Source organism: Maridesulfovibrio sp. (assembly GCF_963677005.1).
Taxonomy (GTDB): Bacteria; Desulfobacterota; Desulfovibrionia; order Desulfovibrionales; family Desulfovibrionaceae; genus Maridesulfovibrio.
This window is the reverse complement of sequence record NZ_OY781616.1, coordinates 1,699,143-1,721,786: the sequence shown is the minus strand read 5'-3', so window position 1 is coordinate 1,721,786 and position 22,644 is coordinate 1,699,143. Positions and strand designations below refer to the sequence as shown.

Genomic DNA, 22,644 nt, shown 5'->3' with positions numbered 1-22,644 from the left:
TTTATGCACCCCTGCGGCCGTTTGCCTTTAAGCCGGTCACCCTGTTCTGTTTAGAGATATCTATATAAAACCTAATAAAACTTTCTTTGAATATTCGCGCATGAGCGGCTTCTAATAATCGGAGCCGATCATGGCTATATTAACACTGGAATCCAGTTCAAGGAAAAGTCTATGAGCATTCTTTCTTCGGATATTTTATTTTACCATATCCCAAAGGCGGCAGGAAACAGCCTTTTTCAGAGACTCGGGCGGGATTGCGGAACCGTGCCGGTCAATTTCCGGTCCATGGATGTTAATTCCTTTCAGCATTGCCTGGAAAGACCTGAGCATATGATCTGGACATCACATCCGTGCGGAGGTTTTGAATGCTGGGACCGTCTGTGCAGAGTCCGGCCGAAGCACAGAAAGATTACCATGTTGCGCAGACCGTTGGACAGGTATGTTTCCCACTATTACTACAATGCCCACTGGCTGGAAAAACAAAATGTTTCGCTGGAGGATACCATTACAAAGCCGGTAAGCGAACATTTCATGGTTGATAACCTGCAGACTAAGATTATTGCTGCTGATGCTGCGAGTTTTGATTACAGCCTGCCGGCCACAGGTGAACTTCTGGAGCGCGCAAAGGAAAAACTGCTCGGAAGTTTTGTCTTTTTCGGGCTGGTTGAGTATTTTGAAGTAAGCTATCGGCTTCTTGCGAATGTACTGGATTTCAGGCCCTCAACTCCTCCGGTCAGAGCTAATGAGGGTCCTGTGAACAATTATATGGATCTGGTCCCGAAGAGTTTGAAAGACAGAATAGAGGCCTATAATATTTATGACCTTGAGTTGTACCGTTTCGCATGCGACCATTTTGCCGCAACCTTGGAAAGAGCTCTTACCGGGCGGAGGGTGGGGCAGATGGAACATGCTGTGTCTCTTACCGATCATTAGAACACTCTTTTGCAACCAGTCTTGCGGAAAACCGACATGGTTTGACGTTATTTCTCGAAGATACCTTTTATAATGACGTGCTTATGTTCATGCATGTATGTATCGAGCCGATTGCGCATACTTCCCTCCTTTTTAATTCCCTTCTGTGAACAATTCTTGTGTTTTTTGTTTGGATACCTGTTCAGCTAAAAGAACAAACAGGTATGCAAGGCTGGTTTAAATTTGTCCGATATAAAAAAATAATTGCCGTTCAAAGAAATCCGAGAATATCGTTTTTCATGAACATTTAATTATGTTTTGTTTGACTGTTTTATTTTTTTGTCATTTCTTTATTCTTATTGAATGTATATTCAATGTCGGGCGTATTGTGATTCATCATCATTCCTTGTTCAGGCATCTGATATGAATGTCTGGGGACAATTCAGTAGCACTTATGTAAAAAAAACAATTTATCAAATCGCCTTGTTGCTCTGCCGATGCGATGGAGATAAGCAAAATGCCGGTTTGTTTTGAACCGTCAGTATCTTGTTGCTTTTACATGTGCTGAATCTATACGGAATGTTGACAAACATTGTGTCTTATATGGGGGAGGTAACCCTTGGTAAATCTTTCTATACGTGGCAAACTACTGCTTTTGTTTTCAGTTGCAGTTGTCACTACGGTAATAATTATTCTGATCAACATTTATTCTTCTTATGAACTGGCTGACAGAGAGGTTGAAAAGGCCCAGCAACTGATGCTTGAAGGGCAGAAAGAGAAGATAAAGGTTGCAACATCCGCCATGGCCGAGGCCCTGGCAAAAGCTGTGTCTGGTGTTTCCGAGGACAAGGAAAAGATTGAGATATTCCGGAACATGATAAAGGACGCTTTTTTTGAGCAGGATTCATCCGGATATTTTTTTGTATATGAGGGAACGACAAACGTTGCGCACCCTGTGAAGCCCTCCTTGCACGGCAAGGATCTTAACAATCTGAAGGGCAAAGACGGCGTTTATTCCGTCCGTGAGTTGGCTCGTGCCGCAGAGTCCGGCGGCGGGTTTGTCCATTTTACCTGGGATAAGCCGGGCAAGGCGGAACCCATGCCGAAACTTGGTTACGCACAGATGATTCCGGGTACGGATTTCTGGATCGGGACCGGCGTTTACATCGATAACATCGACAGCAGGGCCGCCGAAATACGTCAGGCCATGATGGATGCCGGAACACGGACCATACTGATTCAGTTGGGCGCCGCCGCTGCTCTGTTCCTGTTTCTTATGCTCCCCATGAACATGGTTGTTTCAAGAAATATCATAAATCCGCTTGTTGAAACCAAGGAGGCTGCCCGCAAGGTTGCCGCCGGTAACCTTGATATGGTCCTCACATCGAAAAATCATGATGAAATAGGTGAACTGCAGGAGGCTTTGTCGGCCATGGCTGCATCACTTCGCAAGAACATTTCCGATATGGCCCAAAAGGAACGTGAAACCGCCAGAAAGGCGGAAGAAGCTGAAAAGGCCGGCAGGGAAGCCATGGAAGCTCATGAGCTTGCACAAGGCAAGACAGCCGAGTTGCTTGAGGCTGCCCACATGCTTGAGGATGTTGTTGAATCAATTTCTTCGGCATCCGAGCAGTTAATGGCTCAGATAGAACAGTCAAGCGCCGGAGCGGTTGAACAGGAGTCCATGGTTGAAGCTACTGCCGCATCTACTGCAGAGATAAGCGCAACCGTGGCGGAAGTGGCCCACAATGCAGCCGGAGCAGCTGAAGCCGTGGACGAGGTCAGGAAAATGGCTGAAAAAGGGGCCGAGGTCGTGAACCGTGCAGTTGATGGAATCGGAACAGTCGCGGTTCAGTCCAGAACGCTGATGGACGATATGAGCCATCTCGGACAGCTGGCCGAAGGGATCGGCGCGGTCATCAATGTCATTAATGACATAGCTGATCAGACCAACCTGCTGGCGCTCAATGCCGCCATCGAGGCTGCAAGGGCCGGGGATGCCGGACGCGGTTTCGCCGTTGTCGCGGACGAAGTCCGTAAACTCGCGGAAAAGACCATGAGCGCCACCAGCGATGTGTCCAGCGCGGTAAAGGATATTCAGTCTGAGACCCGTAAAAACATTGATAACACGGTTCATTCGGTTGAAACCATTGCTAAGGTGACTGAACAGGCCAATGAGTCAGGCGAATCTTTACGTCAGATTGTTTCACTGGTCGAAGATGCCACCGGGCAGGTGCATTCAATTGCCACCGCCGCGGACCAGCACAGCGTCGCCAGTGAAGAAATCAGCCAGAGCATCACGGAGATTAATACTATCTCCGGCGAGACATCCAGAGCCATGGCGTCCTCCAAAACGGTTGTAAAAGACCTTGCAAAGCAGATAAATACCCTGACTTCACTTATGGTGAGGATGAAAGCGTAGTTACTAAAGCCTTGAATGTGCGGCTCAGGCTGTACTGATTCGGTTTTTTATAAGACAGCGGCAGGTTCGACCTCTGCTGTGGAAGGGCGGGAGCAATCCCGCCCTTTTTTATCCGGTTATCAGTCCTGTGCCGGAGTGATTGCTGTATCAAAAAGTTTATTCATATTTCCTTGAAGTTTGCAGAAAAAACGGATTACGTTGATCTCGGTCAATGCCTTGCCTGTTTGGTCCGGGTAGAAGCTTTACCTGCAGGCGGGAATTATTGATGTCTGTACTTTACGGGTTGGGTTGAAGTCCTGTTTTTTCCCGTCTTGATTAATATTGAGCAGAAATATCTACTGAGTCGGTCTGTGTTCTATTCACCACCGGTGGAAGCAAACAAGGAGAAAAGGTATGAGTACGAGTAAGATAGTTGTGATAGGGGGCTCGGCAGCTGGTCCCAAGGCCGCAGCGCGCGCCAAACGTCTGGATGCCGATGCGGAAGTTACCCTGCTGCAGAAGGCCCCGGAACTTTCCATGGCCTCATGCGGCTATCCCTATTATATCGGCGGAAATTTTGATGAAAGAAACGCCCTGCTGGCCACTCCGACCGGGGTTGTGCGCAATGAGGCTTTTTTTGAGGCTGTAAAAGGCGTCAAGGCCATGGTCAATACCGAAGTGACGGCCATTGACCGCAAAAGCAAAGTCGTCAACTGCACGGATGTGGCCACAGGAAAATCTTCCACAGTTGAATATGACAAGCTGGTCGTCTGCACTGGAGCCACTCCGCGCCGTCCCCCCATTCCCGGAATTGAACTTGAGGGAGTAAGGTCCCTTTCCGAAATGAAGGACGCGGACAAACTTCGCGAACTGGTTGATTCCGGCGCGGTCAAGAATGCGGTTATCGTTGGCGGCGGGCTGATCGGCATTGAGGTCTGCGAGGCCCTTTCCGAATCCGGAATGAACGTCAGCGTTGTGGAAATGCTTTCCCAACTGCTGCTGTTTCTGGACTGGGAAATTGCCAAGCTTGTTGAAAAGCATGTGGCCTCCAAGAACGTTACCGTGCATACGGAAAACGGAGTTGCGGAATTTATCGGGGAAAACGGCAAATTGACCGGGGTAAAACTCAATGACGGGTCTGTAATTCCGTGCGAACTGGCCGTGGTTGCCATCGGCGTTGTTCCGAATTCCACTCTTGCCCGCGAGGCAGGGCTGGAGATCGGTTCGTTCGGCGGCATTGCGGTGGACGAGTACATGCGCACTTCCGATCCCGATATCTATGCCGCGGGTGACTGCGTGGAAATCACCAACCGCATTACCGGCAAAAAGGTTTTTGCTCCGTACGGAGACCTCGCCAACCTTGAAGCCCGCGTGGCTGCCAACAACATCGTCCTCGGCGATAAACACGTATTTCCCGGCACGGTAAACAGCGGCATATGCAAGGTTTTCGATATGAGCGCCGGTGCTACCGGACTTTCCGAAAAACGTGCCCGTGATGAAGGGTACAACGTAATAACCTCCACCAACGCAAGCCCGGATAAACCCGGTTTCATGGGAGCCAAGCTGCTCGTTTCCAAGATGGTTGCGGATGCTGATACCGGGCGCGTTCTCGGTTTTCAGTGCGTCGGCCCCGGAGAAGTGAACAGACAGCTGGCCGAGGCTGCCATGGCCGTAATGAGCGGCGTAACCGTGCAGGATATAGCAGTTGCCGACCTGCCTTATGCCCCTCCGTTCTCCCTGGCTATCGACCACTTCATCGCCACCGCGCACATTCTGGACAACAAGATGTCCGGCCGCATGACCGGCATCAGCAATGCCGAGGTCAAGGAAATGCTTGATAACGGTGCGCACCCGTTCATTCTGGACGTGAGAGCCCCGGACGAGTTCGAACAGATGCGCCTTGATGTCGGTGAAAATCTCATCCCTCTTGGAAAGCTGCGCCATTCGCTGGATAAGCTGCCGCAGGACAAGAACGCGGAAATCATAACCTTCTGCAAGATATCCATGCGTGGATATGAGGCCCAGCGTATTCTTGAAGCCGGCGGCTGGACCAATGTGAAGGTCATGGAAGGCGGAATTATGGCCTGGCCTTTTGCCGTTAAAATGTAATAAACACTCTTTTAATAAATACTGCTGTTTTCCGGGCACTTCGGCTTTACTGCCGGGTGCCCGTTTTTTTATGCCGTTGAACTTCAGCATGCCGTTATCGATCATGTGATTTTATCTTCATTGCAGCAGGTTGTTTTCTGTGTACTAGTAAATCTGATTATTATATATAACCACCTATTATAACTGCTGTTGCTTGTTGACAGTTCTGTTACATTTTCAATATTGCATTCAGATAATCCGGCAAAATTGGAAATAAGTGATGCGTACAGTTTCTACCCTGCAGTTAATTCTTGCCCTATCGATAGTCCTCATGTTGTCCGGTGTTATTTCAGCTGGCGCGGCGGCAGAAAGCAATGCAGCAGATGCACCGGTTCTCCATTTTCAGAATCGTGTTGTCGACCCTTTGAAGGACAGTCTTGAAGATGGGCTGCTTCCGTCCGAAGCTGACTCTGCAAAAGCGGAATCCTCTTCCCAGACCAGCGGTCTTTTGCAGTCTCTACGCCTTTTTTCTCTCTCCGTTTCATCTCTTGTTGAGGATGACGCCGGTTATTATGTTGTTCAGTTCAGCGGACCGGTCCAGTCCGGTTGGAAGGAGAGCATTTCGGAACTGGGGGCCGCTTTTTATGATTATATCCCGCAGTATGCCTTTATCGTAAAAATTTCAGCTTCACGAATTGATGAACTCCGGGGACTCAGCTTTGTCCGCTGGGTCGGCGAGTATGTTGCGGACCTGAAATTATCCAGCAAGGTTTATGACCTTACGCCGGAGCAGCTGCAGGAGCATGGCGGGGTATTGCAGGTGCGCGTAGTGGCTTTCCCCGGCGAGAATCTCGATGCCCTGAGCCGTGAAATATCCGCTGCCGGCGGAAGTGTGCTTTCCTCATCATCTTCCAAGTGGAATATCCTGATCAATGTTGAAATACCGGTAGCTGACGTAATTAAATTAAAAGATATCTCAGGGGTAAAATGGGTGGAGAAAGCCCCTGAACACCGGTCCGACAACAATATTGCCGCCGGGATTATGGAAGTCCGTTCCGTGCAGTCCAAGGACTTGCCTTCATCCGGGTTACGACTGTTCGGAAAGGGGCAGATAGTGGGTATCTGCGATTCCGGACTTGATTCCGGAGACCCCGGCAGCATGCATGACGATTTCAGCGATGGATCAGGCGGAACCCGCATAATCAGCTGCACGGCCTTTGAAGGGGCGGAAACCAAGGATTATACCGGACACGGTACCCATGTGGCGGGAGCAGTTGCCGGAAACGGACTTATGTCCGGATCGACTCCGTCAACCGGATCTTTCCCCGATACCTGCTATGCCGGGATTGCTCCTCAAGCGAAACTGTTCATTCAGTCTGCCGGTTATGAAGGCGGCAACGGAAGACTCGTGGGCATCCCGTCCGATCTGAATGATCTTTTCCAGCCAGCCTATGATGCCGGAGCCAGAATTCATACGGACAGTTGGGGAACGACCGGACCCGGAGATTACAGCAGTGAGAGTCTGAACACCGACCAGTTCATGTGGGCAAAAAAGGATTTCCTTGTCCTTTTTGCCGCAGGCAACGGAGGGTATGACAAGGATATGGACGGAGTGACCGATCCATACTGTATCGATTCTCCGGCTACGGCCAAGAACTGTCTTTCCGTCGGGGCAAGCGAATCTTACCGAGTTGGTGGCAATGAGGGATTTGCTTCTTCCTATTGGGGACAGTTTAGAACATATGCGGAACCTATCAAGTCCGATCTTACTTCGGACAAACCATACGGCCTTGCATCTTTTTCCGCCCGAGGACCGACTATTGACGGCCGCCATAAGCCGGAAGTTGTTGCTCCGGGCACTAATATTCTTTCCACAAGATCAGCATTCCAGACCGGTGACGGCTGGGGCGCGTTCAACGACTATTATTACTGGTCCGGCGGAACGAGCATGGCAACGCCCCTTGTAGCCGGGACCGCAGCACTCCTTAGGGAGTACCTCATAAGTGAGGAAGGAATAAGCAATCCCAGTGCGGCACTGATCAAAACTGCTCTTATTCACGGTGCGGTTTCTCTGGTTCCGGGACAATTCGGAACCGGGGATACTCAGGAAGTTCATTCTGCTCCTGACTACGCTCAGGGATGGGGCCGTATAGACCTTGAATCCTCAATTAATTCCGACAGCAGCTATAAGATGGAATACCATGACGTAACAGACTCGGCCCCTGAGGATACCGACTATTCACGCACATTTTCTTTTGATGTGGGTGATGATGCAAAGCCCTTTAAAGCGACTCTGGGATGGACTGACTATCCCGGCTCTGTGGCTGCCGGCGGAGGGCTTGTAAATGATCTGGACCTGAGGGTGCAGCGTCCGGACGGGACATGGGTCTATCCGGATAATGCCGTTGATCTTAGTTCGTTGACCGAGATAAAGTATGTAACCTCAGTAGACAGTAAATTCCTTGATGGCGCTCTGGGGTTGGTGGTTACTCCTCCTTCTTATCCGGCAACACTGGAATCGGTAGTGCTGGCTTTTTCCAATACCAACAGTGAAGCAAGAACGGTTTCTGTTGCCGTTTACAGGTTTGACGGTGAAGTGGGGGATGAAATTTTCCGTGATGATTATGCCTACATTCCATCCGGAGAGTTCGGGATACCGGTCGGGGTTATGGTCTCTTCCGGCAGTGTGCTGGTTTCAGTTGAAAAGCACGGCGGCACCTGCGGACTCTGGTATGAAAACGGAAATACTTCCGGGCGCGGAATGGTCTTGGATTCCGGAGTCTGGAAGGTCGCTGAATTCACTCCGGCCATGATTGTTAATTTCAGAAGCAGTGGTGATTCGTCAGAATTTGACCGCATCAACAACACTGTTTCAGTCTCCATCAAGAACCCGGAGTCCGGTACGTATACTGCCGAGGTCACAGCACATAACGTCCCCATGGGGCCGCAACCGTACGCTCTGGTTCTCAGCGGCATGACCGGGGCTGCTCCTACTGACGGCGACATTGAACTGAACGAAGATCAGCCTGATGCTCCGGAAGCGACAATCCTCAGTAAAAGCAATACCTCGCAGACTGCGGAAGGATTAAACACTTCATACGGCGCAAAACTTGATTCCGTGTACGGCGACGTGGCTTCTTTCAGCATTCAGACTACAAATTCCAGCCTCGTAAGCGTTAAATACGCTGTGAGCGGGCTTCCGGCTGTTGAGGCTCGGAGTCTGAATCTGGTCAAGCTGTTCAGCAACGGAACCAGCAGGGATTTTTCATATGCTGAGCTGGAGCAGTACAATGACGGCAACTGGTGGCTGACTGATGTGGGGGGAGTCTTTGTGTCCCCCGTGCAGGTTTTGAATGCCACAACCCCGTACTATATAGTCTCGGTGGTGCAGGATAACGGTTCTTTCGATGACAACAGGGATGAAGGTATCATAGACGACCCTCAGATACTCGGTGCCAGAAGTTCAGAAAGCAGTGCGACCGGCTGCACAATCGGGGTGAACGATGATTACGGTCCGGTTCTGTTGCTGCTGATAGCAGTGCTTTCGTTGCTCTTGCGCCGCATCGGCTCCGCTTTGCCGAGTAATGTCAGGCGGACTACGAAACCATAAGGCGGTTGTTCAGCCGTTAAAAGGGTCGCTGGGACATAAAAATGGACCTTGTCTGGCCGTGAGAATAAGGCAGTTCCCAGGTTTGTTTTAGTTTTTGCGCATAATTATGGACTATGCCCCTGTTAGGTGTTGACATTGGTCGGGTGATTCTATAAACACTCTTTCACACAGCAAGTGGGGCTGTAGCTCAGTTGGGAGAGCGCTTGAATGGCATTCAAGAGGCCAGGAGTTCAATTCTCCTCAGCTCCACCATTCGAAATTATAAGGACTTACGATGAAAATCGTAGGTCCTTTTTTAATGCCCTTTCTTTGAGGTAGAGCCGTAGAGGGGTCTACACCAAAGAAAGGGGCACAAGCCCGAATGATCAAATTTCCAACCGTTGATTTTCTTCTCGACTACCCGCACAAAACCCGTACACGCAGCCGATAGTTTTCGAAATTTCTAAATCCGTATGCCCGCCTCTGGATAAGTTTCATCTTCCGATGAAATCCTTCGGTTGTTCCGTTGCTTTTACCGTAACGAAACATCCGGGCCACTTCCTCTTTCCAGCTATTCAGAGTTCTGCCCAGCGTTCGAAGCGGAGCAAAAGGACTCTGCTGAAGTTGCTTGATTTTATCAAGCAGTTCGAAAATGTATTTTTTGCAGCTACGGCCATTTTGTGCCCTAACTCTGAGCAGATCGTTCAGTTCATGGCAGAAGTGGTAAAGACTTTCGATTGCCGGTTGCGCCTCAAAATATTTAGATAAAAGCTCTTTCCTTTTGTCTGACAAACGGTCCTGCCGACACAGCATGGCCCGCAAAATTCCACCCCGACCATACGAAATATTTTCTTCATCGATCAGCTTGCAGGTCTTGCTGAAATGCTGGTTCACCAGCCGAATTACGTGAAAGCGATCCGAAACAATCCGGGCGTTCGGAAACCAGGTTTTGACCATATGCCTATAAGCAGAATTCATATCTATACAAACTACTTTTACCTTACTCCGCCCTTTAAGAGTCCTGAGAAAGGGAAGTAATTCAGCGGCACTGCGGCCCATGGCTATGTCAAAAATTTTATTGTTTGCAAGGTCGCAAAACGTGGTTGCAAACCCCACTTTGCGTGTGAAACGATGCTCATCAATTCCGAGATACCGAGGACACTTCCAGTTGCTGCGCTGTCGGACTTTTAGATTGATGACCTGATGATAAAATCGCTCCACGCTGGAAACTCCGATTCCGTTTTCACTGGCAATGGTCTTGTTACATGATCCGTTGTTGTACTGCCGAAAAACTTCGCGCTTTAAAATTTCGGTAGAGCGGCTCCACTTCTTAATCCCGTCCATACGGGTGTTGAAATATCGACCACAATCCTTGCAGTGATACTTGTGGCACTTTACCCGCAAAATCGATGCGCGCCCGTTATGCGGAATGCTCTTGATAAATCGCCTGAACGTATCCTTGATCCGAAATGAAGAACTTCGGCACCGAGGACAAATTGGCTTGCCTGTCCACTCTACCTCAAGAATTATCGGAAAATACGACACCACATTTTTGATTGCAAAATCGGGCAGGCCGATTAAGATTCGATCCATAAATTGATCTCCTTTCTTTGGTCGGAAATTTGATCAATTTATAGGGCATATCGAGTCGGTTCGGTATGCCTTTCTTTTTATCGGATTAAGTCATCGCCCCTTTCTTTGAGGTAGAGCCCCGTAGAGCCTGAAAAGTGGGTGGGCAGAGTTTTAATTGATAAACAAAATAACATGTTATATTTGATCATTTTTTTAAGTTTTTAGCATAGCGACGGAGGTATTTCTGTCTGCGTTTTCCAAATTTTTCAATTTCTTGTTCTAGGCTATTCTTGGCTGCAAGGTCATTTTTTAACTCTTTAATAGTCTTTTCTTTTGCCTTAAGTTTTGCTTCCATAGCTTGTCCAGCAAGATATAATGGCACTCCAGCTTCTTCTGCTACGGCAAGTAATTCTTTGAATTCAGCAGAGTCTGAAGATGCAGTTTTCATGTCTATCTTAGTGAGATGTTCGTGTAGCTTGTCTTCCATAGTTACACGTAAGCGAGGAAGTGTCATGTTGCTTAAATCAAATCCAAGCTTAATCAGTTTGCCAATGTCATCCCAATGCTGTTCCATAGAGTGCATCAATATTGGATTTTCGAGAGTTTTTATTAAATCTACTTTTGAAATCGAAGAAATGCCAATAGATGTCAATATGCTCATGAGAGACTGTGGGCGAGTAGAGACCGAGTCTTTGTAGTCAAGTATTGAGGATATTATTCGGTATCTACCTGAATCTGTTATTAGATAATGTGATCCGCCAAGAATAGTGTCTTTAACAGCGTCCTTATTGCAGTGAAGTGTGGTCAAAAATAAAGAAGTATCAACCTCGGCATATGCCTTGTTTTCTTCCTCGTCTCTGTATCTTCCTTTTTTAGATCCTGCTGTAAGTTTAAGGACTTCTGAAAATACACTCTCATATTCTTCATCAGAAATATAGCCACTGTAAATGTCGGCAACGTTTTTAAAATGTATACCCTCTGGGAGATGTGTTTTTATGACCTCCTTCATAAAGGCTTCAGGTCTGTCAGGATCGTAGTAGTTGTAAAGGTAAGTCTGGTAATTGACCGAAGAAAGAATTTTTCCTCTTTTTATTGAAAAGTAATAACCGCGCACGAATGCGTTGTATATCTTTTCACTAGCCACAGGCTCTGGCAAAGACAGTAAGCTTGAATTGAAAAAGTTGTATGTTCTAACGGAGTACTTTGCATGAAGAACACATTCATCTATGGATGAATCTGGGATAACTACTGTTGCATTGAGGGCAATCAGGTCTTTTACAAGTTGTATGGCAAGGGCATATTCGTCAACATCTGGAACTAGACAATTAATAAGAAAGTCTGTGTCCAAGATAAATGTTTTTTGTGAAAATTTAGTAGCTTGAAATTCTTTAAGGTTTGGGTCTAGTACCATTATTGCATTTGTTACGTGCGCTAAAACTAAATAATGCAATGCTTCAATTTGTTCTTCTGAAGGCGAAGCTAAGACTTCACCTATGCTATCAAAAATTAAGTTTCCTAGTCTATCACCAACCTGTCTACTGCACTCGTCGGTTATTGTTGAAATTGATTTTTGAAATACAGGAAACGATTTTGCCTCAGAGGAATACTGGCTTGTTATCTCTGTGCCGAAAGCTTTAAAATACACAATGAGGGCTCGTTTGGCATTTCTCTTTGCCCTTCTAATGGTGTCGTCACTTAGAGGCTCAGCATGACTGTCCTGCGCCATTTGCACAATATCATGCACTAATGCATCAAGTTTTTCCAGACAATCATTGGTATTGAGCTCTATCTCTTGATGTTGTTTGTCTGCGACTTTAGAGGAGTTCTCTTTAAGTTCAATTTTCGCTTGTTTCTGAAGTCGAGTTAAAGTCGCTGACAGCTTATTTTTAATATAGTCTTTTCCTGGAATTATCGCGTCAAGTTTTTCCACGACAGTTTGATGTGCTATATAATGAGGGTATGCCTCATTGATGACACTAAAGGTCAAATTGTCAAACACGTGCTTCCTAACATTTTGAGCATCGTCATTATGAATAAAAGCAAGGTTGACCTTCAGTAGTTCTGCCTCGATCTGATTCTTATCATCTAAAGATAAATCATCAATATTGGCTGAAAACGCTGCAATCTGTGTCTCTATATCAGGGAAGTGCCTTACGAATATCGTATTTGTAGAGTTAGCTAAAACTGATTTGAAAGTTTTTCTCTCGTATATGACCAACGTTTTATGATATTTTTTTCTTATCTTTGATATTAGGTCGGTCTGAGCGCTACTAGATATTGTGGTAGAGGTGACGTATATGATCGTGTGAAAATCAATGTTGTTATTCAGCAACTTATCAATAGTTCCGATCAGCTTTGTATATGTATTTTTATCAACTGTGTACTGAAAAACATACTTTTCTCGTTTGTGAGCATAAAGTCTTTCAACAGTAGCATCTTGACCATAGTCTCCAACTCCACCAAGCGGCTTGATATCGTGAAATCCTTCTTCTTGCATGACTTCTGTAGCCAAATTTTCAAAACCGATATAATCAGTTATAGTACTTAATGCGAAGTCAATAATGTCACTCATAGCTTTACCTTTGCATGGTGAAGTTTGTGCTTGTTGTCATCAATATTAAATACGTAAACTCCTTCCCTGAAGGAGCGATATTGTCCAAATCCACTTGAAAAATTGTCATATTCTATTGAATCTCATGCCTTTTTGCTAGGTTAAAATGGCACGCCAGCTTTGGTCAACCAATTTGGTCAACCAAACGCATTCAACAGACCTACAACACCACTGATTCTCTGTTGACGTCATAATAAAAATCCAAGTAGTTTTACATTTACACGAGTATCTTCCGCCATGGCATTCAAAAGGCCAAGAGTTCAATTGTCTTCATCTATATAATATATTTCAATGTCTTAAAATAAAAATTGTATGCCCTTTTTAATGCTCTTTCTTTGAAGTAGAGCCCCATGTTGTTGCACCAGATACCAATAAATATTATATTTCTTTCTAGAGACCACGGAGGACAACATGCAAAAGAACACCAGCGTTACGCTCGGCCATCATTTCGATGATTTCATTGCCAATCAAGTCAAAGAAGGGCGTTTCAACTCCGCCAGCGAAGCGATTCGTGCGGGATTGCGGCTTCTTGAGGAGCGCGAAGCCAAAGTCAAAGCGCTTCAACTTGCTCTCATTGAAGGCGAGAAGAGCGGTGTTGCGGACTATTCCATAGAAAATCTGTCTGCCGAGTTGGACGGGTAGGTGTTGTTTCAGCTTACAAACAAGGCATATGACGACCTTAAGAGTATTGCCCGGTACACCCAAAAGACCTGGGGTATCGAGCAACGCAAGGAGTATATGTCACGGCTGGATCAGTCATTCCATCTGATTGCTGAGAATATCGGCATTGGGAGAAATTGCGATCACATAAGAGAAGGGTATTTCAGCCATCTGGTCGGCAGGCATCTCATCTTCTATCGCGTTGAGGACAAGACCGTTATGATCGTTAGAATTCTGCATCAGAACATGGATGTAGAGCGGGGAGAGTTCTGAAAAAGGAAAATCCTCATTCGTTATCGCTTTTTCCGGTCCATAGCTTTGATGTGTGCATAACTCGCAACAGGTCAACGACATCCTGCCGCACCTGATACACTAGAAAATATGGGATATGAGGGATAATCAGCTCCCTCGTCTCTTTCAGCAGTCCAACCCTACCGGAGTGAGGAAAAGTGCGGAGTATTCCTGTTGCCTTGTAAATCTTTGCAACCAGAATCTTGCCGATATCCGGCTCATTTTGTTTTTGAAAGTAGTCCAGCAATTCAGTTAGATCGGCGTATGCTGTTTCGGTCCAGTTAATCGAGTTCAACGCCTAGTCCTTTCAGCCTGTCGGCAACTTCCTCATGCGAAAAGACTCTGCCTGCTTCAACATCATCAAGTCCCTTCTGAACCTCGGCTGAATACCAAGTCAGATATTCCAGATAATGATTCACAGCATCTTTAATCAAGCCGGATCTGGTTTGTCCTAACGCATGGACAACCTCGTCCAACCGCTCAAGAGTGGCGGTGTCAAATCGTGTGCTTACTATTGAAGGCATATTTGTTCCTCCTGTATGACATAGTGTATGTCGGTGCCGTATAGATGTCCACTACGAGATCGGAGGTCGGGGTAATGAAATGAAAATTGTGAATCCTTTTTTCGTCTGGAAAACCGGGAGTGGAGCTCTTAAACTGAAGTCTAGTGCAATGAATCAATGTTTGAAAGAATTGCGGAGATATCTATTTTATCCAACTGGTCTTTGGCTAAGTATCGTCTTGCGTACTTAAGATATATGCCGCTTTCCAGAAATAGCCGGAACAGTTCCGGATCAAGGCGTTGGGCTTTTACCATGCCCGCCATGATGTTGATGGCTTCACTCAATGTTTTGTTCTTTTTGTAGGGCCTGTCGCTGGCTGTGAGGGCTTCGAAAATATCGGCGATGGCGATGATACGGGAGGGTATCGAGATGTCCTTTCCTTTCAAGCCCCGTGGGTAACCAGTGCCGTTGAGTGTTTCATGGTGTGCTCCTGCATATTCAGGAATTTTCGCCATGTTCGGAGGCAAAGGCAGAGTTTCCAGCATCCGTATGGTTATCAATATATGTTCATTGATTTTGTCTCTTTCCTCCGGGGTCAAGGTCCCTCTGGTGATGCTTAAATTGTACAGTTCGCCATGGTTGTAGATAAAAACTGGTTTTTTAAGGGCGGAGTCGGACTCGGTGCGGGGTGGGATTGCAGACCTTGTATCGAGAATCTGCTCAGGCTTATCGGCGAGCAGTTTTTCAACGCAAGGCAGTGGGCGCGGTTGCTCAGGGTAACGTTTGAGTTCTTGTGGACTCAGCCCCAGACGGTCATCAAGCTGGCGAATCCATGTTTTTTTACCGATGGACTTGATTCGGTCTATTTCCGATTGCCCCATGGCTTCTCCGCCAATGTTGCAAGAAGCAATGAAGGCGAAATCTTCCCGGATTTCCTCCTTTTTGCGATGCAGAACAGGCGCAAGTTCTTTTTCCTCACCACCGTTGAGAACAGCTTGAAGATATTCTATCTCGGCATCGCGAAGCAGTACTTCAAAGCGGGTGCGGATTTCGTGGATTCGGTTGTAGATGGTCTCCAGCTTGGTTGCTTTGTCCACAATATATTCCGGGGTGGTTATTTTTCCGCAATCATGCAGCCACGCAGCGACTTTAAATTCGCGCCATTGTTCCTCTGAATCAAGCGAAAAGTCAGCCATTTCCCCTTCGTCACATGCCGAAGCAGCTTGAGCCAGCATAATCGAGAGTTTGGGAACCCGCGCGCAATGTCCGCCGGTATAGGGCGATTTGAAGTCGATGGCTGAAGCGATAAGTCGGATGAATGAGTCCAGAAGCTCTTGCCGCGATTTTTCGTGCGCTCTTATGGATGAGGCCATGGATGTCATGGATGTGGAAAGAGCCTGAATTTCAGTGATATTGCTGTTTATTCCGCACACCTCGTCGAATCGGCGTTGAGTTACTTTTTCACTTTCACGTGACAAAGCACGGATGGGCAGGGTGAGGAAGGTTGAACCGAACCAGGCCAACGGGGATAGGAGGAGCAATACGGAAAATGTAATAAAAATGGATACCTGTATTTTTTCCAAATAGGGCTGCAGTGCTACATCAAGCGGTAGCAGCATGCCTAAGAATACATGTCCGCCGTAGTCTGAATCTATGCGAGCTAAATAACCTAGATATTGCTTTTCATTAATGTCAAGAAATTGCAGCTTGCCATGCTTGGTTTCATCTGCAGCCAGTTCCAATATCCGCAATGCCTTTCGACCTCTGACGAGATTGGCGTCAACTGCTTGATTTCCGAACCATTTAGTGTTCAGCCACCTTTTTTCATCCGGAGTAACTGCTGCTATTGCTTTGTTCAGGATGGTTGCCAGTTGGGGAATATCCGGCCGGACAACGAAATGCATACCCTGCTTTGGAGTTGGCAGTTGTATCCCCAGACGGATAAAACCAATGAAATTTGTGTTTCCAAGATATCGGAGTTCTTCAACTTTACCTATTACCGCATCGGCCTGCCCGAGAGCGACGGCTTTGGTGCCATCAAGAATGCTCATGTTTATTTGTCGGATATCTGGATATCTTTCTTTGAGGTATATAGCGGCGAGGCTGTTTTTATCAATCGCTACACGTTTTCCTCTGAGGGCGGCAAGAGATGTGGGCAGCGGAGTATCACGCTTTACAGCTATTCCGTCTGAAAGAGTCGTATATGCGTCTGTAAAAATCCCTAATTCCTTGGTCCTATGTGTTTTAAGTTGAGAATGAAGCAGGTCTGTTTCTCTGTCTGTATGTGACTCAAATGGTTTGTCGTCGTATTCAATATGTAAATTAACCTTGCCGGCAATCAGGTTTAGAAAATCAATGGAATAACCGGCTTCGGATGTCGTTACGGGTAAGGAAAAGGGAAGAATCGGTGAACCTGCTGCATGGATAACAGGATGCTCTGCAATGAAAGCCCGTTCGTCTAAACTTAGAAAAATGTTGCTGTCCGGTTTGAATGCCGGTTGAATCTGTTTGTTGGTCCTGGCAATAAGGTTGCCCTGCTGGTCAAAAAGGGTCACCTGTGCTGATGCTGGCAAATGTTGATGATGAAGAAAGTTGGATATTCCATCCAGTGAGATATTGAGGGCTACGACTCTGTTTCCATTGTCCATGCTTTTGGCATAGGTGAATCCGGATGTTTTGAGGTTGGCAAAAATATAGGGTTTGGTTCGAATTGTGTCTCTGGATGCAACTGCATCAACAAACCAGGGACGTTCATAGGGAGTGTAGTCAGTCTGTCCCTTATTCTGTGATCGGATGATGAAATTCTCATCCATATAGACAGTGTGCTTTACACGCTTGCCGTCTTTAGTTTCTGTACGGATGACAACCCAGCTGTCTTTTGGGTTTGCATTCAGCGCCAGTCGGGCATTTATGCTGCTGTTCAGATTGACTATTTCAAAAAAATCGCCGTTCTTGAATCCTACATATACCGATAATACCGGTGTTTGCTTCATACATCCGGTTATGAGCGACAAAAATCTTTCGTCCAGCTTTTCCGGGGGATATTGTTCTAATTCAGAGAACTGACTTAAAATTCTGATGAGATTGGCGCTTTGGTTGTCTAGCGAGCGGACTCGTTCGCTGATGTTTTCGGAAACGGATCTGAATGTTTTTTCTGCGGCAGTCTTAGCCAGATCAAAATTGAAATAGTAATCCAATCCGATAGCCAGACCGGCGATCAATGCACCGATGGTCATGACTGCTCCCACCGCCAGAAAGCGTATAGAGATGGAATGTTTAGGTCTGAAAATATTGGAAATAGTTGTCATGATTGCTCCGAGCACCGGTCTTTTGCCTGAATAGGTTTGGCATAAATAATAGAATAATTGCTCGATAAATGGTATGAAATGTAGGTGGGGCGGTATATCTTTTAGGGAAGTGTACGTCAACCTATTCGGCCTGTGGTTGTGCATATAAGAAAGCCCCGGCATCACTGGATGCCGGGGCTTTTGGTGTATCAGTAGGAATATGGAACTAATCTTTCGCCAGCAGTTCGGGATAGGGCCAGCCCTGCTGTCCGTCTTCCAGAATCAAAAGGCGTCCTTCGTCAACGCCGTTTTCTTTCATATAGTCATACGCGCGTTTGGCTCCGCCCTTGCCTCGCGGACAAATAATGACCACAGGCAGATTGTCCTTTTTGGCCTTGCCCAGCACGTCCTGCAGTTTTGCTTTGTCCTCGTCTGATTTAACGGGGTAGGCCGTGGTCTTTACGGCTCCTTTGAGGTGATGTTGGGCAAACTCATCAGCGACCTGGATGTCCACGATGAGCATGGGCTCGCCCTGCTCCATCTTAGCCTTCATATCCGCCGGGGAAATGTAGTTGAAATCTCCGGCCAGCGCCACGGACGCGGTCAGTGCCATGAGCAGCATCATGAACGGAACGGCAAGTCTATGCAGTTTCATACGTGTCTCCTTTGTTTGTTAAATTTAATTTTCTTAGCAAAGGATTATCTTTATGGATAATTGAAAACACGGATGGTTGTGTGTGGTTGGTATTATTAAATCAGATCGAAATCAGGCCGTGGGAGACCTGTCGGTTTACGATGAAAATTGCATCATTTTATTTACTGTTCGGATCGAGCGCAGAGCTCTATTTCAAAATAATCGGTACATATGCTTTGGGCATCGTTATTAATTTTCACACCCTCGTTCTCCCGTAGCGCGAGATATAGGTCAATAAACTTCCCCCAAATACGTGAGTCCTTTGAAAATTCATCAATGATCTTGATGAGGATCTGCTTATGCGTGTTTGGAAGACTATCCGGGAAATCCTTTTTTATCTGCCAGTTAGAAGTGAAAACCGCCAAAGCGGAGCGTGCGGTAAAATGAGCGCAAAAAATTAGACTGCTTTAAATCAGGTGTAATCGCAATATCAGAATTTGTCTTACAGCTTGAAAGTGAATCGGGAGACCTTATTGCCGATCAGGATTTTGTTGACAACGACTTTCAATCTCTAGTAGCTAATATTTGTCTAGTTGATATTAAAAGTCGTTCTCAATGATATTTTGCAACTTCATTATTTCCGAGGATAATATATGACCCCTAAATTGATCGCTAAATCTCTGTTAACCCTTATCAAGTCGAAACAGCCGGTATTCATCTGGGGGCCTCCCGGAGTGGGCAAGAGTCAGGTTGTAAGACAGGTGGCCGAAAAACTGGAGTACGAGCTTACCGATTTGCGTGCGGTACTGCTTGACCCCGTGGATTTGCGCGGTTTACCGCGAATCTCGGAGTCCGGTGATGCACAGTGGTGTCCTCCGTCTTTTTTGCCCAAGGATGGTAAAGGAATTCTATTTCTGGATGAACTCAACGCAGCACCGCCGCTGGTACAGGCAGCCTGTTATCAATTGGTGCTGGACAGGAAGCTTGGTGAGTACCAAATGCCTGAAGGCTGGTTGATTGTTGCTGCCGGGAACAGGGAATCTGACAAGGCGGTTACCCATCGCATGCCGTCTGCACTTTCCAACAGATTTGTGCATCTTGATTTTGCCACCAGTACAAATGACTGGTTGGATTGGGCTGGGCAAAATGGTATTGCCGAAGAATTGCAGGCGTTTATCAAGTTTCGTCCCGGATTGCTTCATGATTTTGATCCTTCCCGAAACGAAAAGGCCTTTCCTTCCCCGCGATCATGGGAGTTTGTGTCAGAAATTATCAAAGGCAGGCCGGAGCCCGAAATAGAGTATGAGTTATACAAGGGAACAGTGGGCGAAGGGGCTGCCGCTGAATTTTTCGGGTTCTGCAAAATCTATCGCAAGCTTCCTGATCCTGACTTTATCATCAATTCCCCTGATACAGCTTTAATCCCCGAAGACCCTGCCACGGTTTACGCTCTCTGCGAATCGGTAGGTTCCAAGGCTACCCCTGATAATACAGAAAGCATAATGAGTTTTGCCTCACGCCTTCCTGCGGAATTCGCCGTGCTGCTGGTACGCAATGCTGTGAAGAAAGAGCGGTCCATTATAGAGAGTGCTGCCTTTGCAAGCTGGGCCACAGCCAATTCCGATATCCTGATCTAGGGAGCAACCATGAATGCAGAGCGGAAACTGATCAAGGCCCGGGCGAATCTTTTATTGAATCATCCTTTTTTCGGTTCCCTGTGTTTGCGTATGGAACCGCAGGTGGACTACACCTGCCAATCCGCATGGACTGACGGCAAAATATTGGGATTTAATCCCCACCAGATAGATAGGCTGTCCAGCGAAGAAGTTCAGGGTATGCTGGCCCATATTGTCATGCATCCTGCCTGCCAGCATCACAGGCGCAGGAAAGAACGTGATGAGCGCCTCTGGAACATGGCTTGTGACCATTCCATTAACTGGATTCTGATTGAAGCCGGTTTTGAGCTGCCTCCCGGTTATTTGGATGATGAAAAATACCACGGCAAGACCGCTGAGGAAATCTATACCGAGTTGGGGGTGGAGTTCGATCAGGACGGCAACCCGGAAATAGGCAGGCAGCAGGATGGCCCTAGGAGACTTGATGGCGAATACGAAGACGGGCAGGGCGAAGGCGATAACCACGAACAGGGGAAAGATGAAGAACGGTTACAAAACGGAGAGGACCGAGACAGCGAACAATCCGTAGATTCTGAACCAGGTGAATCTCAAGATTCTGAAGGACTGGCGGAAGATGAGATGTCGGCAGACCCTGCCGGAACAGGGGAAATCAGAGATGCTGCGGATGATTCAGATTCCGGTGGCGGTAATGAAGGCTTTGAAACTGATCAGAACTGGTTGCAGGCCTTGGCACAGGCCTCCAATCTGGCTCGGGATTGCGGAGAACTGCCTGGTGGATTGGAACGGCTGGTACAAAAGCTTCTCTACCCGCAGCTGGACTGGCGGGAATTATTGGACCGTTTTATCAGTGCCCGCGCCCGTAACGACTATTCATGGACCCCGCCCAGCCGCCGACACCTTCACATGAATCTTTATCTGCCGTCTCTTTCTACCGAGCAGTTGCCGGAAATTGTGCTGGCAATTGACACCTCCGGCAGCATTGGTCCGAGGGAACTGGAACAATTCAGTTCCGAAATTTCTTCCATTCTGGATTCATACGACACAACGATGCGGGTCTATTGGTGTGATATGGGCATTGCCGGAGAGCAGGTTTTCGGTCGAGCCGACCTGCCCCTTAACCTTAAAGCCGAGGGCGGTGGTGGAACGGATTTTCGTCCGGTATTCAAAAGACTGGATGAAGAAAATCTGCATCCAGCCTGTCTGGTTTACCTGACTGATATGGAATGTGGAAAATTTCCCAGCCAGGAACCGGATTACCCGGTGCTCTGGGTCAGGATCGGAGGGGCAGGGTATGCACCCCCTTTTGGTGAGATGGTCGATATTTATTAGGTAAAATTAGATAGTCAACTTTTTGAAGACCATTTTTCAAACGTTGCTGTTTTCTTTGCTCCGCCGAAAAGCATTTGGGAGGCTGGTTTGAAAGTCGCTTAAGTCGAAAGTCCTGCGTAGCGAAGGCAACGGCCGGATTTTTATAAAGTTTTAGGCCCGCTTGAGACATTCAGGAGGATTATGATGATTATTGAATGGAGTATTAAAAAGAAACGGGGAAATTTTCGTCCGGTGCTGACATACACCGTAACTTTGGAAGATTTTGAAAAAGATCTGGGTATGCAGCGTATTGTGATACAGTCGTCGATTCCGCACCCTCCAGGCTCATGGTTCGCCGGATGCTTACCCGGAGAAAGGGAGAGAGGCGGTGAAGAGTGCGGTACGTATAGAATATACACTCCCGACTATAAAACCGGTGAAGTTGATGGCGAATTAGTTCTTCCCTGGCGGGAACACGCTGAGTATCCTGAAGTGGAGGAATCATTCATCAGGCTGCGCGAAGAATTTGAAGCTGCCTTGAATGACGTATACAACAGCAAACCTGTCGAAACAGAAGGAAGGCTTGAGCTGTCTGAAGAGACTCGCAAGAATATCGCCGTAGGATTGATTTCACAGAAGTTTTTGCAGGCTGCGGGGTTTTAGTATGAACAGCAGCACACAAAATTCTTCGCAACAGGACCATTCTGTGACAATACGGCAGAACACCATTGGTTTTGGCAGTTTTTTCTTCTGGCTTTGTGCAGGCTACACAGATCTCTTTAAAAATTGTTTTCCAGAACTTGATGTCCGAACGACGAAGGAGGCATCGCTTTAAGCAACCGAATCTGTAAGTTATGTGGCAGTTGTTTACAACTCCGGCTGTATCGGTCTTGGACAGATGGCCAGAGTCGGATCAGTGCTCGATTTAGCCTGTGCCATCTGGATTACTGTAACGGTTGTATTTCTTTTACCCATACTATGGGGGATCAACCTTATGGACTTACCTGCCTGGGCGGTCATGCCGAAATAAGATGTTGATATTCCAATATTATCAAAGTCGAAGAATTCCCTCTTTTCCGGCTTTGACAACATGCGATATGCAATTGCGGTAAATATATTTTGTGTCGGTGAATTGTGTGTCAGCGTTTATA

At 47.0% G+C, this 22,644-nt stretch carries 15 protein-coding genes and 1 tRNA gene; 10 read left to right on the top strand and 6 right to left on the bottom strand.

The features are described 5' to 3' along the window. The first annotated feature begins 171 nt into the window (after window positions 1–171). The 5 genes from ACKU4E_RS07860 to ACKU4E_RS07840 all read left to right on the top strand — a co-directional run bounded on the left by ACKU4E_RS07860 (window position 172) and on the right by ACKU4E_RS07840 (window position 9,263). Window positions 172–933: a sulfotransferase family 2 domain-containing protein gene (locus tag ACKU4E_RS07860; RefSeq protein ID WP_320170524.1), complete on the top strand. Its 762-nt coding sequence runs from the start codon at window positions 172–174 to the stop codon at window positions 931–933. Window positions 934–1,531: 598 nt separating this feature from the next. Then, window positions 1,532–3,334 carry a methyl-accepting chemotaxis protein gene (locus ACKU4E_RS07855; protein ID WP_320170523.1) on the top strand — a complete coding sequence of 601 codons (1,803 nt, stop codon included), beginning with the start codon at window positions 1,532–1,534 and terminating at the stop codon, window positions 3,332–3,334. Window positions 3,335–3,727: 393 nt separating this feature from the next. Then, window positions 3,728–5,422 carry an FAD-dependent oxidoreductase gene (locus tag ACKU4E_RS07850; RefSeq protein WP_320170522.1) on the top strand — a complete coding sequence of 565 codons (1,695 nt, stop codon included), beginning with the start codon at window positions 3,728–3,730 and terminating at the stop codon, window positions 5,420–5,422. A gap of 259 nt (window positions 5,423–5,681) precedes the next feature. After that, window positions 5,682–9,011 carry a S8 family serine peptidase gene (locus ACKU4E_RS07845; protein WP_320170521.1) on the top strand — a complete coding sequence of 1,110 codons (3,330 nt, stop codon included), beginning with the start codon at window positions 5,682–5,684 and terminating at the stop codon, window positions 9,009–9,011. A 176-nt stretch (window positions 9,012–9,187) separates the two neighbouring features. Then, window positions 9,188–9,263, top strand: a tRNA-Ala gene (locus tag ACKU4E_RS07840). Window positions 9,264–9,407: 144 nt separating this feature from the next. On the opposite strand, the gene ACKU4E_RS07835 is transcribed toward ACKU4E_RS07840, so the two are convergent. Together ACKU4E_RS07835 and ACKU4E_RS07830 are read right to left on the bottom strand one after the other, a co-directional pair. After that, window positions 9,408–10,583: an ISL3 family transposase gene (locus ACKU4E_RS07835; protein ID WP_320170096.1), complete on the bottom strand. Its 1,176-nt coding sequence runs from the start codon at window positions 10,581–10,583 to the stop codon at window positions 9,408–9,410. A gap of 184 nt (window positions 10,584–10,767) precedes the next feature. Further along, window positions 10,768–13,134, bottom strand: coding sequence for a hypothetical protein (locus tag ACKU4E_RS07830; protein ID WP_320170520.1), 2,367 nt, complete (start codon window positions 13,132–13,134; stop codon window positions 10,768–10,770). A gap of 450 nt (window positions 13,135–13,584) precedes the next feature. Between ACKU4E_RS07830 and ACKU4E_RS07825 the strand changes: the two genes are divergently transcribed. Next, the gene (locus ACKU4E_RS07825) at window positions 13,585–13,815 is read left to right on the top strand and encodes a type II toxin-antitoxin system ParD family antitoxin (protein WP_320170519.1); all 231 of its coding nucleotides are present in this window, start codon (window positions 13,585–13,587) and stop codon (window positions 13,813–13,815) included. 3 nt (window positions 13,816–13,818) lie between these two features. After that, window positions 13,819–14,106 carry a type II toxin-antitoxin system RelE/ParE family toxin gene (locus ACKU4E_RS07820; protein WP_320170518.1) on the top strand — a complete coding sequence of 96 codons (288 nt, stop codon included), beginning with the start codon at window positions 13,819–13,821 and terminating at the stop codon, window positions 14,104–14,106. A 13-nt stretch (window positions 14,107–14,119) separates the two neighbouring features. Here the strand turns inward: ACKU4E_RS07820 and ACKU4E_RS07815 are convergent, their stop codons facing one another. The 4 genes from ACKU4E_RS07815 to ACKU4E_RS07800 all read right to left on the bottom strand — a co-directional run bounded on the left by ACKU4E_RS07815 (window position 14,120) and on the right by ACKU4E_RS07800 (window position 18,569). Next, window positions 14,120–14,419, bottom strand: coding sequence for a type II toxin-antitoxin system RelE/ParE family toxin (locus tag ACKU4E_RS07815; protein ID WP_320170517.1), 300 nt, complete (start codon window positions 14,417–14,419; stop codon window positions 14,120–14,122). Continuing rightward, window positions 14,406–14,648, bottom strand: a complete 243-nt coding sequence (locus ACKU4E_RS07810; RefSeq protein ID WP_320170516.1) for a ribbon-helix-helix protein, CopG family — start codon at window positions 14,646–14,648, stop codon at window positions 14,406–14,408. The genes ACKU4E_RS07815 and ACKU4E_RS07810 overlap by 14 nt, the downstream gene beginning before the upstream one ends. 140 nt (window positions 14,649–14,788) lie before the next feature. Beyond that, window positions 14,789–17,935: an HD domain-containing phosphohydrolase gene (locus tag ACKU4E_RS07805; protein WP_320170515.1), complete on the bottom strand. Its 3,147-nt coding sequence runs from the start codon at window positions 17,933–17,935 to the stop codon at window positions 14,789–14,791. Between the two features lie 205 nt (window positions 17,936–18,140). Further along, window positions 18,141–18,569: a rhodanese-like domain-containing protein gene (locus ACKU4E_RS07800; protein ID WP_320170514.1), complete on the bottom strand. Its 429-nt coding sequence runs from the start codon at window positions 18,567–18,569 to the stop codon at window positions 18,141–18,143. Window positions 18,570–19,201: 632 nt separating this feature from the next. On the opposite strand from ACKU4E_RS07800, the gene ACKU4E_RS07795 reads away from it, so the two are divergent. The 3 genes from ACKU4E_RS07795 to ACKU4E_RS07785 all read left to right on the top strand — a co-directional run bounded on the left by ACKU4E_RS07795 (window position 19,202) and on the right by ACKU4E_RS07785 (window position 22,156). Continuing rightward, entirely contained in the window at window positions 19,202–20,185 is a 984-nt protein-coding gene (locus ACKU4E_RS07795) for a MoxR family ATPase (RefSeq protein WP_320170513.1), read from the top strand. Window positions 20,186–20,194: 9 nt separating this feature from the next. Beyond that, on the top strand, window positions 20,195–21,514 hold the full coding sequence (locus ACKU4E_RS07790) for a DUF2201 family putative metallopeptidase (protein WP_320170512.1): 1,320 nt from the start codon (window positions 20,195–20,197) through the stop codon (window positions 21,512–21,514). A 183-nt stretch (window positions 21,515–21,697) separates the two neighbouring features. Next, window positions 21,698–22,156 (top strand): hypothetical protein, encoded by a 459-nt coding sequence (locus tag ACKU4E_RS07785; protein ID WP_320170511.1) that lies wholly within the window; start codon window positions 21,698–21,700, stop codon window positions 22,154–22,156. The last annotated feature ends 488 nt before the right edge of the window (window positions 22,157–22,644 follow it).